Origin of the sequence: Niallia circulans NBRC 13626, assembly GCF_001591585.1 — a bacterium.
GTDB lineage: Bacteria > Bacillota > Bacilli > Bacillales > Cytobacillaceae > Niallia > Niallia circulans.
Genome location: NZ_BCVE01000024.1, coordinates 39299 through 56506, shown reverse-complemented (window position 1 = coordinate 56506; position 17208 = coordinate 39299). Strand labels below are relative to the sequence as shown.

General features: G+C 32.0%; 15 protein-coding genes. All 15 read left to right on the top strand.

Annotation, left to right across the window (positions count from 1 at the left end; all coding sequences use genetic code 11):
* The first annotated feature begins 61 nt into the window (after positions 1-61).
* The 15 genes from BCI01S_RS20980 (at position 62) to pseI (ending at position 17082) form a co-directional block, all read left to right on the top strand.
* The gene (locus tag BCI01S_RS20980) at positions 62-652 is read left to right on the top strand and encodes a DUF8042 domain-containing protein (protein WP_061800950.1); all 591 of its coding nucleotides are present in this window, start codon (positions 62-64) and stop codon (positions 650-652) included.
* 15 nt (positions 653-667) lie between these two features.
* Positions 668-1678 (top strand): SDR family NAD(P)-dependent oxidoreductase, encoded by a 1011-nt coding sequence (locus BCI01S_RS20975; RefSeq protein WP_061800949.1) that lies wholly within the window; start codon positions 668-670, stop codon positions 1676-1678.
* A 27-nt stretch (positions 1679-1705) separates the two neighbouring features.
* A complete protein-coding gene (locus BCI01S_RS20970) occupies positions 1706-4534 on the top strand; it encodes a motility associated factor glycosyltransferase family protein (protein WP_061800948.1) in 2829 nt (942 codons plus the stop codon).
* A 271-nt stretch (positions 4535-4805) separates the two neighbouring features.
* Positions 4806-6083, top strand: coding sequence for a glycosyltransferase (locus tag BCI01S_RS20965; RefSeq protein ID WP_061800947.1), 1278 nt, complete (start codon positions 4806-4808; stop codon positions 6081-6083).
* A 70-nt stretch (positions 6084-6153) separates the two neighbouring features.
* Positions 6154-7458: a glycosyltransferase family 2 protein gene (locus tag BCI01S_RS20960; protein WP_061800946.1), complete on the top strand. Its 1305-nt coding sequence runs from the start codon at positions 6154-6156 to the stop codon at positions 7456-7458.
* Between the two features lie 95 nt (positions 7459-7553).
* Positions 7554-8669, top strand: a complete 1116-nt coding sequence (locus tag BCI01S_RS20955; protein WP_061800945.1) for a glycosyltransferase — start codon at positions 7554-7556, stop codon at positions 8667-8669.
* Between the two features lie 7 nt (positions 8670-8676).
* Positions 8677-9354 (top strand): CDP-alcohol phosphatidyltransferase family protein, encoded by a 678-nt coding sequence (locus BCI01S_RS20950; RefSeq protein ID WP_061800944.1) that lies wholly within the window; start codon positions 8677-8679, stop codon positions 9352-9354.
* A 102-nt stretch (positions 9355-9456) separates the two neighbouring features.
* The gene (locus tag BCI01S_RS20945; protein WP_061800943.1) at positions 9457-10125 is read left to right on the top strand and encodes an HAD family hydrolase; all 669 of its coding nucleotides are present in this window, start codon (positions 9457-9459) and stop codon (positions 10123-10125) included.
* A gap of 15 nt (positions 10126-10140) precedes the next feature.
* Positions 10141-10866 (top strand): cytidylyltransferase domain-containing protein, encoded by a 726-nt coding sequence (locus BCI01S_RS20940; RefSeq protein ID WP_061800942.1) that lies wholly within the window; start codon positions 10141-10143, stop codon positions 10864-10866.
* A 1-nt stretch (position 10867) separates the two neighbouring features.
* Positions 10868-11764: an aldo/keto reductase gene (locus BCI01S_RS20935; protein WP_061800941.1), complete on the top strand. Its 897-nt coding sequence runs from the start codon at positions 10868-10870 to the stop codon at positions 11762-11764.
* Between the two features lie 2 nt (positions 11765-11766).
* Positions 11767-12561 (top strand): SDR family NAD(P)-dependent oxidoreductase, encoded by a 795-nt coding sequence (locus BCI01S_RS20930; RefSeq protein ID WP_235844547.1) that lies wholly within the window; start codon positions 11767-11769, stop codon positions 12559-12561.
* Positions 12555-13136, top strand: coding sequence for a GNAT family N-acetyltransferase (locus tag BCI01S_RS20925; protein WP_167555742.1), 582 nt, complete (start codon positions 12555-12557; stop codon positions 13134-13136). Before BCI01S_RS20930 ends, BCI01S_RS20925 begins: the two co-directional genes overlap by 7 nt.
* A gap of 2 nt (positions 13137-13138) precedes the next feature.
* Positions 13139-15043 carry an NAD-dependent epimerase/dehydratase family protein gene (locus tag BCI01S_RS24970; RefSeq protein WP_082810111.1) on the top strand — a complete coding sequence of 635 codons (1905 nt, stop codon included), beginning with the start codon at positions 13139-13141 and terminating at the stop codon, positions 15041-15043.
* A 33-nt stretch (positions 15044-15076) separates the two neighbouring features.
* Positions 15077-16012 carry a CatB-related O-acetyltransferase gene (locus tag BCI01S_RS26305; protein ID WP_061800939.1) on the top strand — a complete coding sequence of 312 codons (936 nt, stop codon included), beginning with the start codon at positions 15077-15079 and terminating at the stop codon, positions 16010-16012.
* 17 nt (positions 16013-16029) lie between these two features.
* Positions 16030-17082, top strand: a complete 1053-nt coding sequence (gene pseI / locus BCI01S_RS20910; protein WP_061800938.1) for a pseudaminic acid synthase — start codon at positions 16030-16032, stop codon at positions 17080-17082.
* The last annotated feature ends 126 nt before the right edge of the window (positions 17083-17208 follow it).

Below are 17208 nucleotides of genomic sequence, written 5' to 3'. Positions count from 1 at the left end.
TATTCAACTCTTAGAAATAATACCGATATAGTAAGTAGAATACATTGTTGGGGGTTACTAAATGGAATTACATCTATCCAGTGAAATGCTTATTTATGAAAATAGCGTGAAAAATATAGATATACTTATACAAAAAATTAATGAAGACTTAGAAAAAAACAAATTATACTTTAGTCACTTAATTATTAATGGAAAAGAAGTTTATAGTGATTTTGAAGAACAAATTATGGAGCAAATCAATACAATTGAAAAAATAGAATTAGTGACAAAAACAATTGATGAATTTATTAACGATTTAACGGTATCATTAAACGAATATAGTAATCGTGCTATCCCAAGTATTAAACAGCTTACAGAGCAATTTTATCAATCCCCAACAGAAGAATCATGGGGCATGCTTCAAGATTTATTGGAAGGATTAAATTGGATGTATAGTACGATAAAAAGTATGGGCAATACGGAGTTAAATGAGTATAAGGAAAAACTATTGAATGTCGCTAATCATTTCGAAGTTGAATTACCCAACCTGCTGGACGCAATAGAAAGTCATGATTACATCCTAATTGGAGATATTATTTCTTATGAAATTCTTCCACAATTTGAATCAATTGGATCAATCACTGAAGAGACATTTCAGGTTATAAATAAATAGAAAAGAGTTAATTAAATGGATAATAAGCTATACTATCGTAAAAAGATTTTGATTATTGGCGGAACAGGAACAATAGGTAAGCAGCTTTTAATAGAACTTTTAAAGTGTGAACCGGAAGTTGTTCGGATATTTAGCAGGGATGAATATAAACAATTTGAACTGCAGCAAGAGATGGGGAATGTATCTAATATTAGATACTTAATTGGTGATGTGAGAGATCAGCAGAGGCTGTTAATGGCAATGGAAGATATTGATTTTGTGTTTCATTTAGCAGCAATGAAACATGTACCTGCGTGCGAGTATAATCCTTTTGAAGCGGTGAAAACAAATGTCATCGGAACACAAAATGTCATTCAAGCTGCATTAGATGCTGGTGTAAAAAGAGTCTTGTTTACAAGTACAGATAAAGCGATTGCCCCTACTAATGCTTATGGAGCAACGAAATTGACGGCTGAAAGGCTTGTTTCTGCAGCCAACTATCAAAAGGGTCCTAAAAATACCATTTTTAGTTCTGTTCGATTCGGCAATGTAATGGGATCAAGGGGATCAGTTATCCCATTATTTAAAAAGCAAATTATAGAAAAAGGTTACGTGACTGTGACCAATAAGGAAATGCTTCGTTATATGATGACGCCTAAGCAGGCAATATCGTTAATGTTAAAGGCTAATGCAATAGCTTACGGCGGAGAGGTTTTTGTCTTGAAAATGCCGGTTATACGCTTGCAGGATTTAGTGGAAATCATTGTCGATGAAATGGAACAGCAGTACAGCTCCCATCGAGTTGATATTAAGGAAATCGGCTTACGCCCTGGTGAAAAGATGTATGAAGAATTAATGACCGAAGATGAAGGTCGAGTTGCATTAGAAACAGAGGATATGTATATAATCAGGCCACCATATGGTGCGACAGGCGAGAATTATCCAAATTTAATTACTCCGACGTTTCAAAAAGTACATCCTCATGAGGAGGCAGTAATATCAAAGGATATATTAAAAACATGGATTTTAGAAGAAAATCTACTTTGATAAATACATTGATTGGAGGGACTCAGGATGGGAGAGAACCAAAAACTTCTTATGAACATGTTTCCTTATTTACGTAGTTCCTTAAATACTTTAAATAATGAGACAGATGAAGAGAAATTAGAGATATTGCATACAAAAGTTGAAAATACACCAACGTTATCTGTCATGATTGAAAATAGAAACTATTATCTTCACAGTAAATATGATCCAAGAAAAGAAGCTGAAGTTCTAATAGAACGCTATAAGGATGAATTTGAAAAATATGACCATGTTCTCTTTTATGGTGTAGGACTTGGATATCATGTAGAGACATTATTAAAGAGATATCCTAATATGAATTATTCTTTATTTGAACCAGTACCTAGTGTGTTTTATCAATTTCTTGAATCCAATCGATTGGATAATTTAGATTTGAGTCGGTTGAAAAATGTATTTATTGATACGGTGGATACTGACCCAAAAGATTTCTTAATTAATTTAACTGGGAATATTCAAGAGAGGATTATGCTAATCGCTTTGCCAAGTTATGAGAGAATCTTTGAACGAAAGTTTCAACAGTTTACAGAAGATTTTAAAGAGGCAGTTGCTGCAAAGTATGAGAGTCATTATATAGATAATAAATATAGTGCACGTTGGACATTAAACAGTTTAATTAATTTGCCAACAACATTGAGTACACCTAATATTCTAAACGGTTTTGATCATATATTTAAGGATAAGCCTTTAATAATTGTATCAGCGGGTCCCTCTTTACAAGAAGAGTATGAGAATTTAAAAAAAATTAAGAGAGATAAAACAGCCTATATTTTTGCAGTCGGTTCCGCAAATAAGGCATTAATTGCTAATGGAATTATTCCGGATGCTGTTTGTACTTATGATCCTCAGGATATAAATTATACTGTTTTTACAAAAATGCTGGAGGAAGATGTAATTGATGTCCCCATGATTTATGGGACGAGCGTGGGATTTGAAACACTTAAGCACTATCCGGGACCTAAACTTCATATGATTACTTCTCAGGATACCATTACACCATATTATATTGGAGATTCTGCTCAATATGTTAAACGAATTAATGATGCACCAACTATCGCTGCAGTTACTTTGCAGCTTGCATGCGAATTAAAATCTAATCCAATCATTTTGGTCGGACAAAACCTGGCTCTAAAAGGAGAGCAACGCTATTCAAGTGAAATAGAAAATGAAAAGGAAAAGATTGAAGAGGATAAAGAAAATATTGTAATGGTAGAAGATGTACATGGCAATTTAATTAAGTCTACTAAAGGGTTTATTAATATGAAGACTTATTTAGAACATTATGTATCTTCCTATAAAAATATCGAAGTTATAAATACTACAAATGGCGGAGCTGCTATCATTGGAACTAAATATCAGCCATTAAGTCTTTTAATGGAAGAAAGATTAAAAATCGAAGTTGTCTCAAAGGATTGGCATAATAAACAATCAAGTTACATTGAAAACACTCTAAGTAACAAGATAGGTTTAGTAGAACAATCGATAGAGCAATATTTAAAATTGCATAAGCGAGTTCTAAAATACTTTATAGAGATAGAAGAGTTAGCTAAGAAAAAACAAGCAAAAAAACTCGACAAATCTATTAATCAGTTGAACAATGAAATGCAAAAACTAACTAATAATGACTTTTACAAAGTATATATTCTTCCAATAAATAGAAGCCAATATCAAGCATTGATTATAAGAGCCACAGAAATTAGAAAGACTGAGGAAATATATCAGAAGGCAAAATTAGTGCTCAATGCATTTCTTCCATATGTTAATCGATGCAAACAAACAATGGATCAAGTGATTGGAAGTGTATATAATGTGCATTTACTTCTTGAAACAACTGCAAAACAGCAGCACTACAAATTCTATGCAAGTGATTGTGGAGCTTTTAATTTTCAAGGAGAATGGAAAAAAGAAAACTATGCTCCTAGCAAAATGGTTAATTATCCTGTCAAAAAGATGGTTTCTAGCGGGAATTCTAAATTAGAGTTTAAATTTACAGGAACATCATTTAAGATTTTTGGCTCTACTAGTAAACTAAGTTCGAAAAATATGGAAATAACGATAGATGGTACTGTTAAAAGATTTACTACCCATATAAATAAAAAAGAGGAGCATTTTGCAAAAAGAATAAATCAAATGCTCTTTCAAGAATCAAATTTGGAGAATAAAGAACATCATGTTGTAATTAAAGGAGAAGGTAATTTTTATTTTACAGGAGTGGAGATAGAGAGAACAGGAAGATTATTTCACGTAAACGAAGTTACAGATATAAATACAATAAAAATCGGTGAGCGAATTCGCTGTCATTATGCTGCTAAATATAATCAGGTTGGACAGTTTAGTGGATTAGGCGAAGAAATAGGGCCATTCCTTCCGCCAGAAGCTTCTGCATATCCGGATGGGGATTTTTATTTTATTATGGTGGATCAAGAAGATGGTCAAAGAAAATTAATTGCTGATCGTAATGTGCAAAATGAAATTTCTTGGATTAATATTAAAAGTTGTTTAAATAATTTTAGATTAGAGGAAAACAGACTAAATAAGAAAATAAGTTTACCAACTGGAGGGAAAAATAAAAAAGATATTGATAGTGATTGGGCGAATTATATAGAAAGCCCTTTAATGGATGAAGTTGATTGGAATTTAATAGATGGAAGAACTTCTTGGTGCAACGATATTGTAGAAAATACAAATGATAAGATAGTAATAAGAGGAAAGTACTGTCGTCTAGATAAATGGTATGGTAAAGATGGGAATTACTGGAGTTATACAAAAGGTAGTAAAAGTTACAAAGTAAATGGCTTCAGGCCATTGTTAAAATTATAATTTCAGTTAGAGTAAATTCCTGTTATAAGAAGAATTGTGCGACTTTTTAAGAAAACAAAATAATAAGATTGTAATACTTTATAGATTTTGAATAATAAGAGAAGAGATCTATGTTTATAGTAGAGAAATAAGAGATAGACTCTCTTTAATGAATTGGAATGTTACCTAGCGATATAATAAATATTTAAAAAGACAGAAGAAATGCTAAAATATCTTGTTCGTTTTTTTGATATATGAATTATGTATTATTATCAATACTTAGGAGTAAAATATGTCAAGTTATACTTATTCTTTAAATGAAGAGCTAAACAAGAAAAAATGGGATTTTAAGAAAAAGGAGTACATCAAATGCTTCGAGAAAGCAGAAAGACAAACAATAATAAATAATCCTCGTATATCTATTGTAATAATATCATGGAGAAGACACCCAGATACTATTAAAAACATACAGATACTTCAAAAACAGCGATGTCATAACTTTGAATTAATATTTGTAAATAATGGTGGGAGTGATGAAGAGTTTATTGAAGTACTTCCTTTTGTCGATACTTATATTAAATTAAATAAAAATACTGGTGCCTATTTAGCAAGAAATGTTGGTGCAGTTTTTGCTAATGGGCCAATTTTGCTCTTTCTAGAGGATGATGGAATACCAGATATACAATTAGTTGAGTCTCATTTATTAACTTTTGAAGTTTATGATGTAATATGTGTGAGAGGAGTTTATTTGCCTAAGATAAATAATAATATTCTAAATACAAAACAGAACCATTATTATCATGGCAACAAATTTTTCCCTTCGTATATTGATTTGGAGGGAAATGCCTCAATCAATGCTGAGGCTTTTTATAGAGTTGGAGGCTGGGATGATAATATTACATTTGGTCATGGGGGACCAGATCTCTCTATTAGATTATTGGAGTATGAACCAGATATGAAAAAACAAATTTATTCTCCAATTTCTATAATATTGCATGATTATGCTAATAATGAAGAACATCTACACAAGAAATTAGAAAAACAACGAATATCAAAAGATAGATTAAAAGGGAAACATAAAAATTGGGAGAGTTTGTTATTTAATTGGCGTAATTTATATCAGTTGGAACAGAAAGTGTTACCAAAAATAACCAAACGAACAGGAGTTTGGGAAGAAGTTGAAATACTAAAAAAGAAAATATTTAATAGAAATGAAGAATTTTTAATGGATGATTTTAACGATTATTTTTTCTATTTAGAGGATACTGATATATCAGTTCTATTGAAGGGTATTTCTCATGGAAATATTTGCATTTTTGGTGCTGGAGAACTTGGAAAGTTAACTTATTCTTTTTTAAAGGGTCTTGGAATAAAAATAAAAAATTTTTATGACAATAACCCTAAACATTGGGATTCGTTTATAGAAAATGTTGTTATAAACGATCCTAGTCAAATTTCTTTTAATGAAGATTTTATTATTATTGCTTCGAGTTGGTATAGGGAAATTTCCTTTCAATTAGAAAGTAAAGGATACAAAAGAGGAGAAAACTTCTTGATTGTTAATAAGTAGCTGCAGACTATACTAAAAGCTATAAAATAAAAGCAAGTTAACTCCTTGACTATATTCAAAGGAGAATAGAATGAAAAAACCAAAAGTAAGTGTGATTATACCTAGTTTTAATAGGGAAAAATATATATGTGACAATATTGATAGTCTGCTAAATCAATCACTAGCAGATATCGAAATAATAATAGTTGATGATTGTTCTACAGATAATACAGTTAACTTAATTGGAAAATATAAAGATAAACGAATAAAGTTAATTAAGAATAAAGTTAATTTAGGAGTAGCAGCAAGTAGGAATATTGGCTTTAGACATGCAATTGGTGAATATATAGCAATATCAGACTCGGATGATATAAATCATAAAGATAGATTATTTAAACAGTCTGCCTTTCTAGATGAAAACTTAGATATTGATGTCGTAGTATGTAAGGTTCAAGAGATTAAAGATAATCGATATGGAGCTATACATTCATACGATTGTACTGATGAAGCAATTAGAGCTAATTGGTTATTTCAACCAGGAATACCTAGTTTTATGATGTTTCGTAAAGATAAGATTACGAAGGAAAAATTACTTTATCATGATGAAAGCTTTAAGGCAGCTGTTGATTATCAATGGTATACACAATTAAATAATAATATTAAAATTCATTGTATTCCGGAGGTACTTTATTATTATAGAAGACATAAGGAACAAATATCAACTGCTGGTTATAAAATACAACAACAATTTGCAGATAAAATAAGATTAGAGCAGTTGAAAAGATTAGATATCAATCCATTACCTGAAGAATTGATAATTCATACCAAACTAAGTAATGCCCAAATAAAAGAAATTTCACCTAAGGAATATATAAAATTTCTTGAATGGGGACATTTCTTACTAGATTCTAATAGAATGAAAAAAATTTATTCACAAACATATTTAGAATCAATTATAGCAAAAAAATTATTTCATATAACTGAGGCAGTAGGATACTATCAAAAAGCATTATTTGATTTATGGGATGAATCTGTATTTTCAAACTATATTAGATTACCTGAACAGGAGCTTAAACAAAACAAAGTAGAGCAGAAGGTACAAAGTATAAAGAATAATAGTGTTATTGTTGGATCTAAGAGAATGGCATATTATTTTAAGGAAACATTAAATAATTATGGTATAAGAGTGATCAGTTATATAGATAGCAATAGTTCGATTGTAGGAAAAGAAATTGAAGGTTGTCCCATAATAGGGATAGAAAACCTTAAAAATAAACAACAAATAACATACTTTATATCTGTTCTTTCAGAAGAAAGGTATGTAATTAAAGAAAACCTAATAAATAGATATGGAATTAATCCTCAACAAATTGTAATAATAGATGAACTAATCTAACTTAAGAGTTTTAATGAAACTACAAAATAATTATGAAGTTCTGTAAGTTATTATTTAAATCTGTTGACTAAATGATTATTATTGAAGGTGTTAATTTGATAAATATAGTGTGTGCTTGTGATGATAGATATGTGAAACATCTTGCAGTTTTAATTATATCCATTATTAATAATACTAAAACTAGAAACATAAATTTTTATATTATAAATGGTGGTATTCATCAGGAGAACATTGACAAATTAGAAGAGATATTCATTACAAATAAAGCTAAGTTTAGGTTTCTTATGACAAATGAAGAAGAGATTAAGAAATTGAAGGTAGATAAACATCTTTCAACAGCGACATATTATAGAATTTTAATACCTAACTTACTTAGTAATGATATAGATAAAGTTGTCTATCTGGATAGTGATATCGTAGTTAATGGAGATATCAGTGAATTGTGGAATATGGATATAAGTGAGTTTTCTATTGGGGCAAAAAAAGAAGCAGCTAATTATCAACGAAATGAATATTTGAATATGCCGAAGAAAGCACCATATTTTAATGCAGGTGTATTACTAATGAATTTAAATAAATGGAGGCAATGTAATCATTCCTCAAACGTTTTTACTTATCTAAATAAATTTGGGGATAATTTACTTTATCACGATCAAGATGGGATTAATGCATTATTGTATAATGATTCCCTTGAAATCCCATCAGAATGGAATATATTAAGTCAGGATGTTTATGGCAATAGTTCATTTAGAGGGCCAAAACTTGTCCATTTTACTGAAGCCTCTAAACCTTGGCAGCTCTTAAATAATCATCCATTTAAAAAAGAGTATGAAAAGTACTTAGCCATGACACCTTGGAAAGATGATACTCCGCCTGAAAATGCTATTATTCACAAGTTATTAATGGATAAGAGGATTATAATATTTGGTAGTGGTGGTAGTGGCTTAAGATTACTGGAAAGAGTAATGGAATTGAATGGTACTGTGTCTTATTTCTTAGATAACAATAAAGAGCTGTCTGGGAAGGAAGTTAATGGTAAGAAAATCCATACTCCTAATGTGTTAGCAGATGAAACTATAGATGAAATTTTTATCATTATTGCTAGTATGTATTATGTGGATATTGAAAAGCAATTAACAGAGTTGGGACTTAAAAGATTAAAGCATTTCGTTTCATTAGGATATGAAAATGAATTATTAAAAGAATGGTAGATAAGGTATGAATATAACAAAAGAGTATCAGGTATTTAAAAACAAATACATTGTTCAGCAAAGAAGAGAACACGAATATGCAATTAATCGCTATTATGCCCATGTAATTGATCCGTTCTTTACAAAAATAGTCTATGATTTGAAGCTAACACCAAATATGGTTACTATTATTGCTGGTTTTTTAGGAATAGTCGCATCGGTATTTTTTATTTTCGACTATTGGATTACAGGGGCAATCCTTCTTCAGCTTCATCATTTTATGGATGGAGCAGATGGGAATTTAGCGAGACTAACTAATAATTGCTCTGCTTTAGGAGCAAAATTAGATAAATTTTTTGATCAATTAGTTAGAATAGTTCTGTTTTTAACAGTAGCAATAATTATAGATGTACCATTATGGGCAAAAATATTATTTATTGTAACAATCTATTGGGATTTATTTATTGTTCATTATTATATACTTCCTTTTATGAGAAGAAATAAAATGAAGCGTGCCAAATGGAAGGAATGGTTTTTAAGTAAAGGAATTATACCAGGATTTGATCATTTTACAATCTTCTTTTTAATTTCTTTAGGAGCTATCGTTCAAAGATTAGATGTAGTTATTTATATTGTTATAATCTTTAAAAATATAGATTGGTTATATCGGGTATGGGAATGTTTAAAAACTCAGTATCTAAAATAATCAAAAAGGCTTGAATTCTCAAGTCTTTTTTTGTTTAATAAACGTTCAACTTTTCCGATAATAATAATGATGATAACAGAACGATAAAAAGGAAGTTTTAAAATGTTTAATTATAAAGCCTATATATTTGATTTGGATGACACCTTGTATTGTGAGCATGATTATGTGAAATCAGGATTTTACAGTGTTGCTTCCTTTCTTGCAAAAGCGAATCCTTTTCTCGATGAAGAAGAATTGGCCGAGCATTTTATAATGGAATGGAAACAAAACGGACGAGGAAAGGTATTTAATCATGTCTGTGACAGGTATGGTATTCAGGTAGATGTAAAGCAATTAGTAGATGTATATCGTAAGCATGAGCCTTCTATTCATTTATACGAGGATGCTGTTTTATGCCTAAAGAGATTAACGGAAAAGAAGATTCCCATTGGTATTATCACAGATGGGAATTCGACCATGCAATGGAATAAGTTAAGAGCGTTAGGCTTAGATAAGCAAATTCCCTCTATTATTGTTACAGATGATTTAGGTGGTTCTGAGTTTTGGAAGCCCCATCCCCTCGCTTTTCAGAGGATGAGCGAATTTTTAAAGGTGGATATGGAAGATTGTGTTTATATAGGGGATAATCCCAATAAGGATTTCATAACGGCGAAAAAATTAGGTCTCCATACAATCCGTATCATAAGAGAAATTGGAGATCATATGCAGACAAACCTTGATCAAGGATATGAAGCAGATAAAAAGATTTATTCCTTAATGGAAATAAGATAAGAAACAGGTGAAAGCATGAAAGTTATCGCTATACTACAAGCACGAATGGGTTCGACAAGGCTGCCTGGGAAGGTGTTGTTACCATTTGGACGTACGAATGTGTTAGATTATGCTGTTTCAAGATGTCAGGCAGCAAAAGGAATTGACCAAGTGATTGTGGCGACTTCTGAGAAAGAAGCTGATAATCAAATTGTAGAATGGTGTAATCAAAATGGTATAGAGGTATTTCAAGGCTCGGAAGAAGATGTATTATCTAGATATTTTGAATGTGCAAAACAATATAAAGCAGATTATGTGATCAGGGCACTTGGCGATTGTCCCTTCTTTCATTATGAACTAGCTGATGCAGTTATTGAAGAGACAACGAGAGTGCAAGGAGATATTGCAATATATAATGAGCTTATTCCATTGGGGTTAGGAGTTGAAATTATTTCTTCTTCAGCGTTGACTTATATCTATAACCATGGCAAGAAAGATTATCATCGAGAGCATGTAACTTACTATGCTTATGAAAATAGAGAATTGTTTAAACAAGTGGACATAGATATTCCCAAGTATGTTTTAGACAAAGAAGTAAGATTAACATTAGATACACAAGAGGATTATCAACTCTTATCTGTTATTGCGACGCATTTTGCAGATAATAAATTCATCTCTACAGAGGATATTCTAAATTATCTTGAGGGAAATAAAGAATTAACTATGATAAATCAACATATTGAACAAAAAAAGGTGAAATAAGATGAATCGCACGCAAAAGAAATTAGCCTTAGGAACGGTTCAATTAGGACAGGCATATGGTATAGCAAACAGAATTGGTCAACCTAATAAGCAAAAAGCAGCAGAAATCTTAAAATATGCTGTAAAGCACGGAATTTTGTCATTTGATACTGCACCTGGATATGGGCAAAGTGAAGAAATAATAGGCTCCTTTTTAAAAGAAGAAATGGGTGAATCGTTAAATATTATTACTAAAATTCCTTCTATGAGCGAAAATAATATAGATGGAATAGAAAAATCTATAAGAGCATCACAGAAAAAATTAGGGATAGAAAAGCTATATGGTGTGTTATTTCATGATGCAAATATTTTGGAAAAATTAACGAAAAAAGATCGTGAATGGATTGAAAACCTGAAAGAAAAGTATCACATTAATAAAATGGGAATTTCTATTTATTCACCTGAGCAGGTGAAAAGAGTAATAGAGTTAGGGATTTTTGACATCATTCAAGTGCCAATGAATGTTTTTGACCTTCGTTTAATAAATGAGGGGCTTCTACAAGAATTAAGTAATAATAAAATTGAAATCCATGTTAGAAGCGTTTATTTGCAGGGGCTATTATTTTTAGAAGAGCAGGAGCTGCCCAATTCTATAAAAGCTGCCTCTCCGTATTTACTAAAATTAAAAGAAATTGCGGCAAGGGAGAAATTGAAGATAAGTGAGCTCGCTTTTCTTTTTATAAGAGACAATTCTTATGTGGATAAAATGATTGTTGGATGTGAATCTTTGGAACAGTTGAGAGAAAACATACGTATTAGTGAATTGCCTACGCTCTCCTCTTCAATTATGGATGAAATTAATATATCCTTTAGAGATATTCCTGAAAATATAATAAATCCGTCAAAATGGAGGGATTAGTATTGAAATCGTTGAAGGAGTTATTCTCTTTAAAACATAAAACCGCTCTTATAACTGGTGCCAGCGGACATTTAGGCACCGCAATATCTGAAAGTCTTGCAGAGTCAGGTGCCAATGTAATATTAGCAGGCAGAAACCAAGAAAATAATAAACTGCTAGCGGAAAAATTAATGAATCAATATGGAGTTATTTGCCTACCTATCTATTTAGACGTTTCAAATAGAGACTCGATTACTAATTGTGTTGAAGTAGCTCTGAAAGAGTTTGAAAAGGTTGATATTCTGATTAATAATGCTTCATATGGATCAACAGGGAAGATTGAATCCATGACTGACAAGATGTGGGAAATGGGTATTGATGGAACAATTAATCAGACCTTTCGCTTGATAAATAGTATTTTGCCCTATATGGTTGCCCAAGGCTCTGGAAATATTATTAATATTTCCTCTATGTATGGAGTAGTATCGCCAAATCCAGAAATATACGGGGACAGTGGCCAAAATAATCCGCCCAATTATGGTGCTGGTAAAGCAGCTATTATCCAATTTACAAAATATATAGCAAGTCATTATGGAAAGGATGGAATTAGAGCTAATTCCATTTCGCCAGGCCCGTTTCCAAAACCTGAAGTACTGAAAAATGGAGAATTTGTAGAACAGCTAGCTAGGAAGAATCCATTGAACAGAGTAGGGAGACCGGAAGAATTAAAAGGGGCGGTTGCTTATCTCGCATCAGATGCTTCTTCTTTTGTAACAGGTCATAATCTATGTGTGGATGGTGGTTGGACAGCATGGTAAGTAAATCCTATCGTTATAAGTGCCTAAAGGCGAATATGCTAAAGGAGGATAACTATCATATAGAGCCGCTTAGACAAGAAGATATGGTGAAGATAAAGGAATATCGAAATAAACAAATGGATGTATTAAGACAAAAGCAGCCATTAACAGATGAAGGACAAGTTTTGTATTACCAAAAAGTAGTGATCCCGCTTTTTAGGGAAGAAGAACCTAAACAATTGCTTTTTAGTTATTTTTATAATAAAGAATTAATCGGATATGGAGGATTGACAAATATTGATTGGGAGGCTAAACGAGCAGAAGTATCCTTTTTAGTTGACCCTAACCGAGTAAAAATTAATCAACTGTACGAAAAAGATTTTCAGTATTTCTTAAACTTTTTAAAAAGAATAGCAAAACAGCAGCTGAAATTTAATCGTTTATTCACAGAAACGTATGATATACGACCATTTCATGTGGGGATTTTAGAAGCGAATGGGTTTGAATTTGAGGGAAGAATGAAGGAGCATGTTGTAATAAAAAATGAATTTGTCGATTCATTACTACATGGATGTTTATTAAGTAAGGAGTGTTAATCATGCTTAACGGCAAGCGTGTTTTTGTTAGCGGTGGTGCAGGAGTTATTGGAAGGGAATTAGTTTCTAAGCTTCACCAATTAGGTGCAGAAATTCTTGTAGGAGATTTAAAATCCAAACCAGCGGAATGGTCAACAGATATTAAATACTGGCAAGGAGATTTAAATTACATAACAAAAGAAGAACTGAATGCTTTTGATCCGGAATATTTTTTTCATTTAGCGGCAACGTTTGAAAGATCGGTGGAAACATATGAATTTTGGAGTGAGAATGACCAGCATAATGTAAAATTAGGCCATCATTTAATGGATTGTTTAAAAGATAATTCTAATCTAAAAAGAGTAGTTTTTGCTTCTAGTTACCTAATTTATAATCCTGATTTATATCAATTTAATCAGCCGGCTTCCGTGCCGACATTGTTAAAAGAAAGTGACCCTATCTATCCACGGAATCTGACAGGTGTGGCTAAATTAATGCATGAAATTGAACTGCGCTTTTTAGAAGGGTTTAACCAGGTTTCTTTTAGTTCGGTTAATGCTCGGATTTATCGCGTTTATGGAAAGAATTCTCGTGACATCATTTCAAGATGGATTAGAGCTCTATTAAATAAGGAGCCAATAAAAGTCTATCGAAAAGAAGGCATGTTTGACTATATTTATGCAGGAGAAGTGGCAGAAGGACTTTTAAGGCTTGCTGTTAGCGATGCAAGTGGTGTTGTGAATCTTGGTAATGGAAATGCACGAAAAGTGTCAGATGTAGTAGCAATTTTAAAACAGCATTTTCCTGATATGGATTATGCAGAAGAAGAAAGTGATATCCTTTATGAAGCCTCTCAAGCTGATGTAACAAAGTTAAAACAATATACTGGCTGGAGACCTGAAAAACAAGTAGAGGATATGATTCCAGAATTAATTGCTTTCGAAAAGAAACAAGTGGAGAAACAGAAGGAAGATACCGAAGCATTTGGAAATATTTTAATTACCAGTGCCTCTAAAAAAGTACCTTTAATAGAAGCAGTTAGAAAAGCTGTTCAAAAGTTAGGTTGGGATAGCAAAATAATAAGTGCAGATGGTAACGAGAATAGCATGGCAGCATACTTTACTGATGATTTTTGGCATATGCCCTTACTTTCTGATTTAACTGTTGATGAGCTGTTACGTTATTGTAAGGAAAATACAATTAAATATATTATTCCGACACGTGATGGCGAATTATTATGGTTTGCTCGTAATAAAGACCAATTAGCAGCAGCGGGTGTACACGTTATGGTATCAGATGAAAAGGGAATCGCTGCTTCTTTAGATAAATTAACTTTTGCTAAGGAGTTAGAGTCATTCAACCTACCTGTCATTCCCACTGCTTTGTCAATTGATCAAGTTAAAGCAAGTTCTTATGTGGTAAAAGAAAGATTTGGCGCAGGTTCGCAAAATATCGGAATAAATTTAAATGAAGAAAATGCCAAATTGCATGCAAAAAAATTAATGGAGCCAATCTATCAGCCCTATATAGATGGAAAAGAAATAAGCATAGATTTATATGTTGGCAAAAATGGAAAGTCCAAAGGAGTCGTATGTAGAACACGGGACTTAGTAGTAAATGGGGAATCTCAAATTACTACAACCTTTCAAGATCAACGCTTAGAAGAGTTAGCAAAAGTATTAGTAGAAAAATTAAATTTATATGGACATGTTGTTTTGCAGGTTATAAAAGACGAGAAAGATAATTATCACATAATAGAGTGTAATGCTAGATTTGGCGGAGCAAGTACATTAAGTATAAATGCAGGGTTAGACAGTTTCCGTTGGTTTTTATTAGAGTCAGAGGGAATGAATATTAATGATTATTCCTTTGTTCCCGCAAAATCTGGAGTAAAAATGGTTCGTTTTGTTAGTGATACATTTATTTAATAACCTCAATAGGACACGGAGTTGAAGAAATAAATGAACTATGATCAACTAATTTTGTTAAATGATTATATCGAGAAGAATGTACAAGATAGAAAAATAGTAATATTTGGTACAGGTTCTAGTGCGATTAAGTTATCAGCTAATTTAAAATTAATTAGTAGAGAGGTCTCTTATTATCTTGATAATAATTCAACAAGATGGGATATTACCTTTTTAAATAAACCTGTTCATTCACCCAAATATATATTAGAAGATACCTTTGATAATCTTTTTATTTTTATTGCAAGTGCTAGTTATAAGGTGATTTCTAAGCAATTAATAAGTATGGGACTAATTGAGGACAAACATTATAGTAGATATCCTATAAGTAAACAAAATCCAGAAATTAAGGATTATGAACAAGTTATTAACGGAATACAAATAGGCAAGTTTAGTTATGGATATTTAAAATACTGTAGTTTCGATATGGGAGTATTAAAAAAAATAGGTGCATTTTGTTCTATACATTCTTCAGCTATAATTGGTGTTAGAAATCATCCGATAGATTTGATCACAACCCATCCTATTCTATATGTAGAAGAATCAATAATAGGAAGAGAAGTAAGAGGACCTATAATGAATGGAAATGTTAATCCAATTGATATTCTATCAATAGAGAAAAATCAGCCGATTATCATTGGAAATGATGTATGGATTGGGGCTAATGCAGTGATATTGCCGGGCGTGAACATTGGCAATGGGGCAGTAATAGGGGCAGGAGCAGTTGTTACGAAAGATGTTCCAGACTATGCAGTAGTTGTAGGAGTACCTGCTAAGGTATTAAAATACAGATTTACTCATCAACAAATTGAGATTCTCAATAAAGTTAGATGGTGGGATTGGCCAAATGATAAAATTGAAGCAAATATGGATCTTCTTATGAATCCAACTGAATTCTTCGAAAAACACAGTAAAGAAATTAAAAAATAAATTAAAAGAGGGTACAAATGAAAGAGATACGTATTGGAAACCGATTAATTGGAGAAAGCCATCCTCCCTTTATTATCGCGGAGATGTCCGGAAATCATAATCAATCATTAGAAAGAGCATTACAAATTGTTGAAAAAGCTGCGGAAGCAGGTGTCGATGCGATAAAGTTACAAACCTATACAGCCGATACAATGACATTGGATATTGATGAAGGGGAGTTTTTTATTGAGAATGACAATAATTTATGGAAGGGAAGCTCACTCTATAAATTATATAAAGAAGCATATACTCCTTGGGAATGGCATGAACAAATTTTTAAGAGATGTGAGGAGTTAGGTATAATAGCTTTCAGTTCTCCTTTTGATGAAAGTGCGGTTGACTTTTTAGAAACATTAAATGTTCCTGCATATAAAATTGCGTCTTTTGAAAATGTCGACATTCCTCTTATCAAGAAAGTCGCTTCGACAGGCAAACCAGTTATTATTTCTACTGGAATGGCGAGTATCGCTGAAATTGATGAGGCCGTGCGTGCCGCGAGAGAAGCAGGGTGTGAGGATTTAATATTATTGAAGTGTACAAGTACTTATCCTTCTTCCCCGGAAAATACGAATATTAGAACAATTCCACATATAAAAGAGCTTTTTAAATGTGAGGTTGGTTTGTCAGATCATACGTTAGGTGTAGGTGTATCTGTTGCTAGCGTAGCATTAGGAGCAACCGTAATAGAAAAGCATTTTACTACATTACGGTCTGATGGTGGAGTAGACTCTACTTTTTCCATGGAACCGCAAGAAATGAAAGTACTAGTGGAAGATAGTAAGCGAGCATGGCAAAGTTTAGGGAAAGTTACTTATGGAACAACAAAAGATGAATCCGCCTCTTTAGAACATCGACGTTCTCTTTACATTGTTAAGGATGTAGAAGAAGGAGAGCTAGTTACTACTGAAAATGTTCGATCTATCCGTCCAGGTAAAGGATTGTCGCCTAAATATTTTGAACGGACATTAGGGATGAAATTTCAGAAGTCCTTTAAAAAAGGGACACCATTATCTTGGGATTGTTTCAAATAAAGGGCGAATTACTATCTTATAATCTATTTAAGAACAAGTTTATGATAAAAAATATTGGATCTTATTATAATGTGGTTCATGTTTTAAGCTTAAAAGGAAGGTAAAGCAATTCAGTAGGAGGATTAA

Excerpts from the sequence above, each read along its gene's own strand:
- BCI01S_RS20950 (WP_061800944.1), top strand. The coding sequence starts at position 8,677 with ATGAATATAACAAAAGAGTATCAGGTATTTAAAAACAAATACATTGTT.
- BCI01S_RS20965 (WP_061800947.1), top strand. The coding sequence starts at position 4,806 with ATGTCAAGTTATACTTATTCTTTAAATGAAGAGCTAAACAAGAAAAAA.
- BCI01S_RS20980 (WP_061800950.1), top strand. The coding sequence starts at position 62 with ATGGAATTACATCTATCCAGTGAAATGCTTATTTATGAAAATAGCGTG.
- BCI01S_RS26305 (WP_061800939.1), top strand. The coding sequence starts at position 15,077 with ATGAACTATGATCAACTAATTTTGTTAAATGATTATATCGAGAAGAAT.
- BCI01S_RS20925 (WP_167555742.1), top strand. The coding sequence starts at position 12,555 with ATGGTAAGTAAATCCTATCGTTATAAGTGCCTAAAGGCGAATATGCTA.
- BCI01S_RS20970 (WP_061800948.1), top strand. The coding sequence starts at position 1,706 with ATGGGAGAGAACCAAAAACTTCTTATGAACATGTTTCCTTATTTACGT.
- BCI01S_RS24970 (WP_082810111.1), top strand. The coding sequence starts at position 13,139 with ATGCTTAACGGCAAGCGTGTTTTTGTTAGCGGTGGTGCAGGAGTTATT.
- BCI01S_RS20975 (WP_061800949.1), top strand. The coding sequence starts at position 668 with ATGGATAATAAGCTATACTATCGTAAAAAGATTTTGATTATTGGCGGA.
- pseI (WP_061800938.1), top strand. The coding sequence starts at position 16,030 with ATGAAAGAGATACGTATTGGAAACCGATTAATTGGAGAAAGCCATCCT.
- BCI01S_RS20945 (WP_061800943.1), top strand. The coding sequence starts at position 9,457 with ATGTTTAATTATAAAGCCTATATATTTGATTTGGATGACACCTTGTAT.
- BCI01S_RS20935 (WP_061800941.1), top strand. The coding sequence starts at position 10,868 with ATGAATCGCACGCAAAAGAAATTAGCCTTAGGAACGGTTCAATTAGGA.
- BCI01S_RS20960 (WP_061800946.1), top strand. The coding sequence starts at position 6,154 with ATGAAAAAACCAAAAGTAAGTGTGATTATACCTAGTTTTAATAGGGAA.
- BCI01S_RS20940 (WP_061800942.1), top strand. The coding sequence starts at position 10,141 with ATGAAAGTTATCGCTATACTACAAGCACGAATGGGTTCGACAAGGCTG.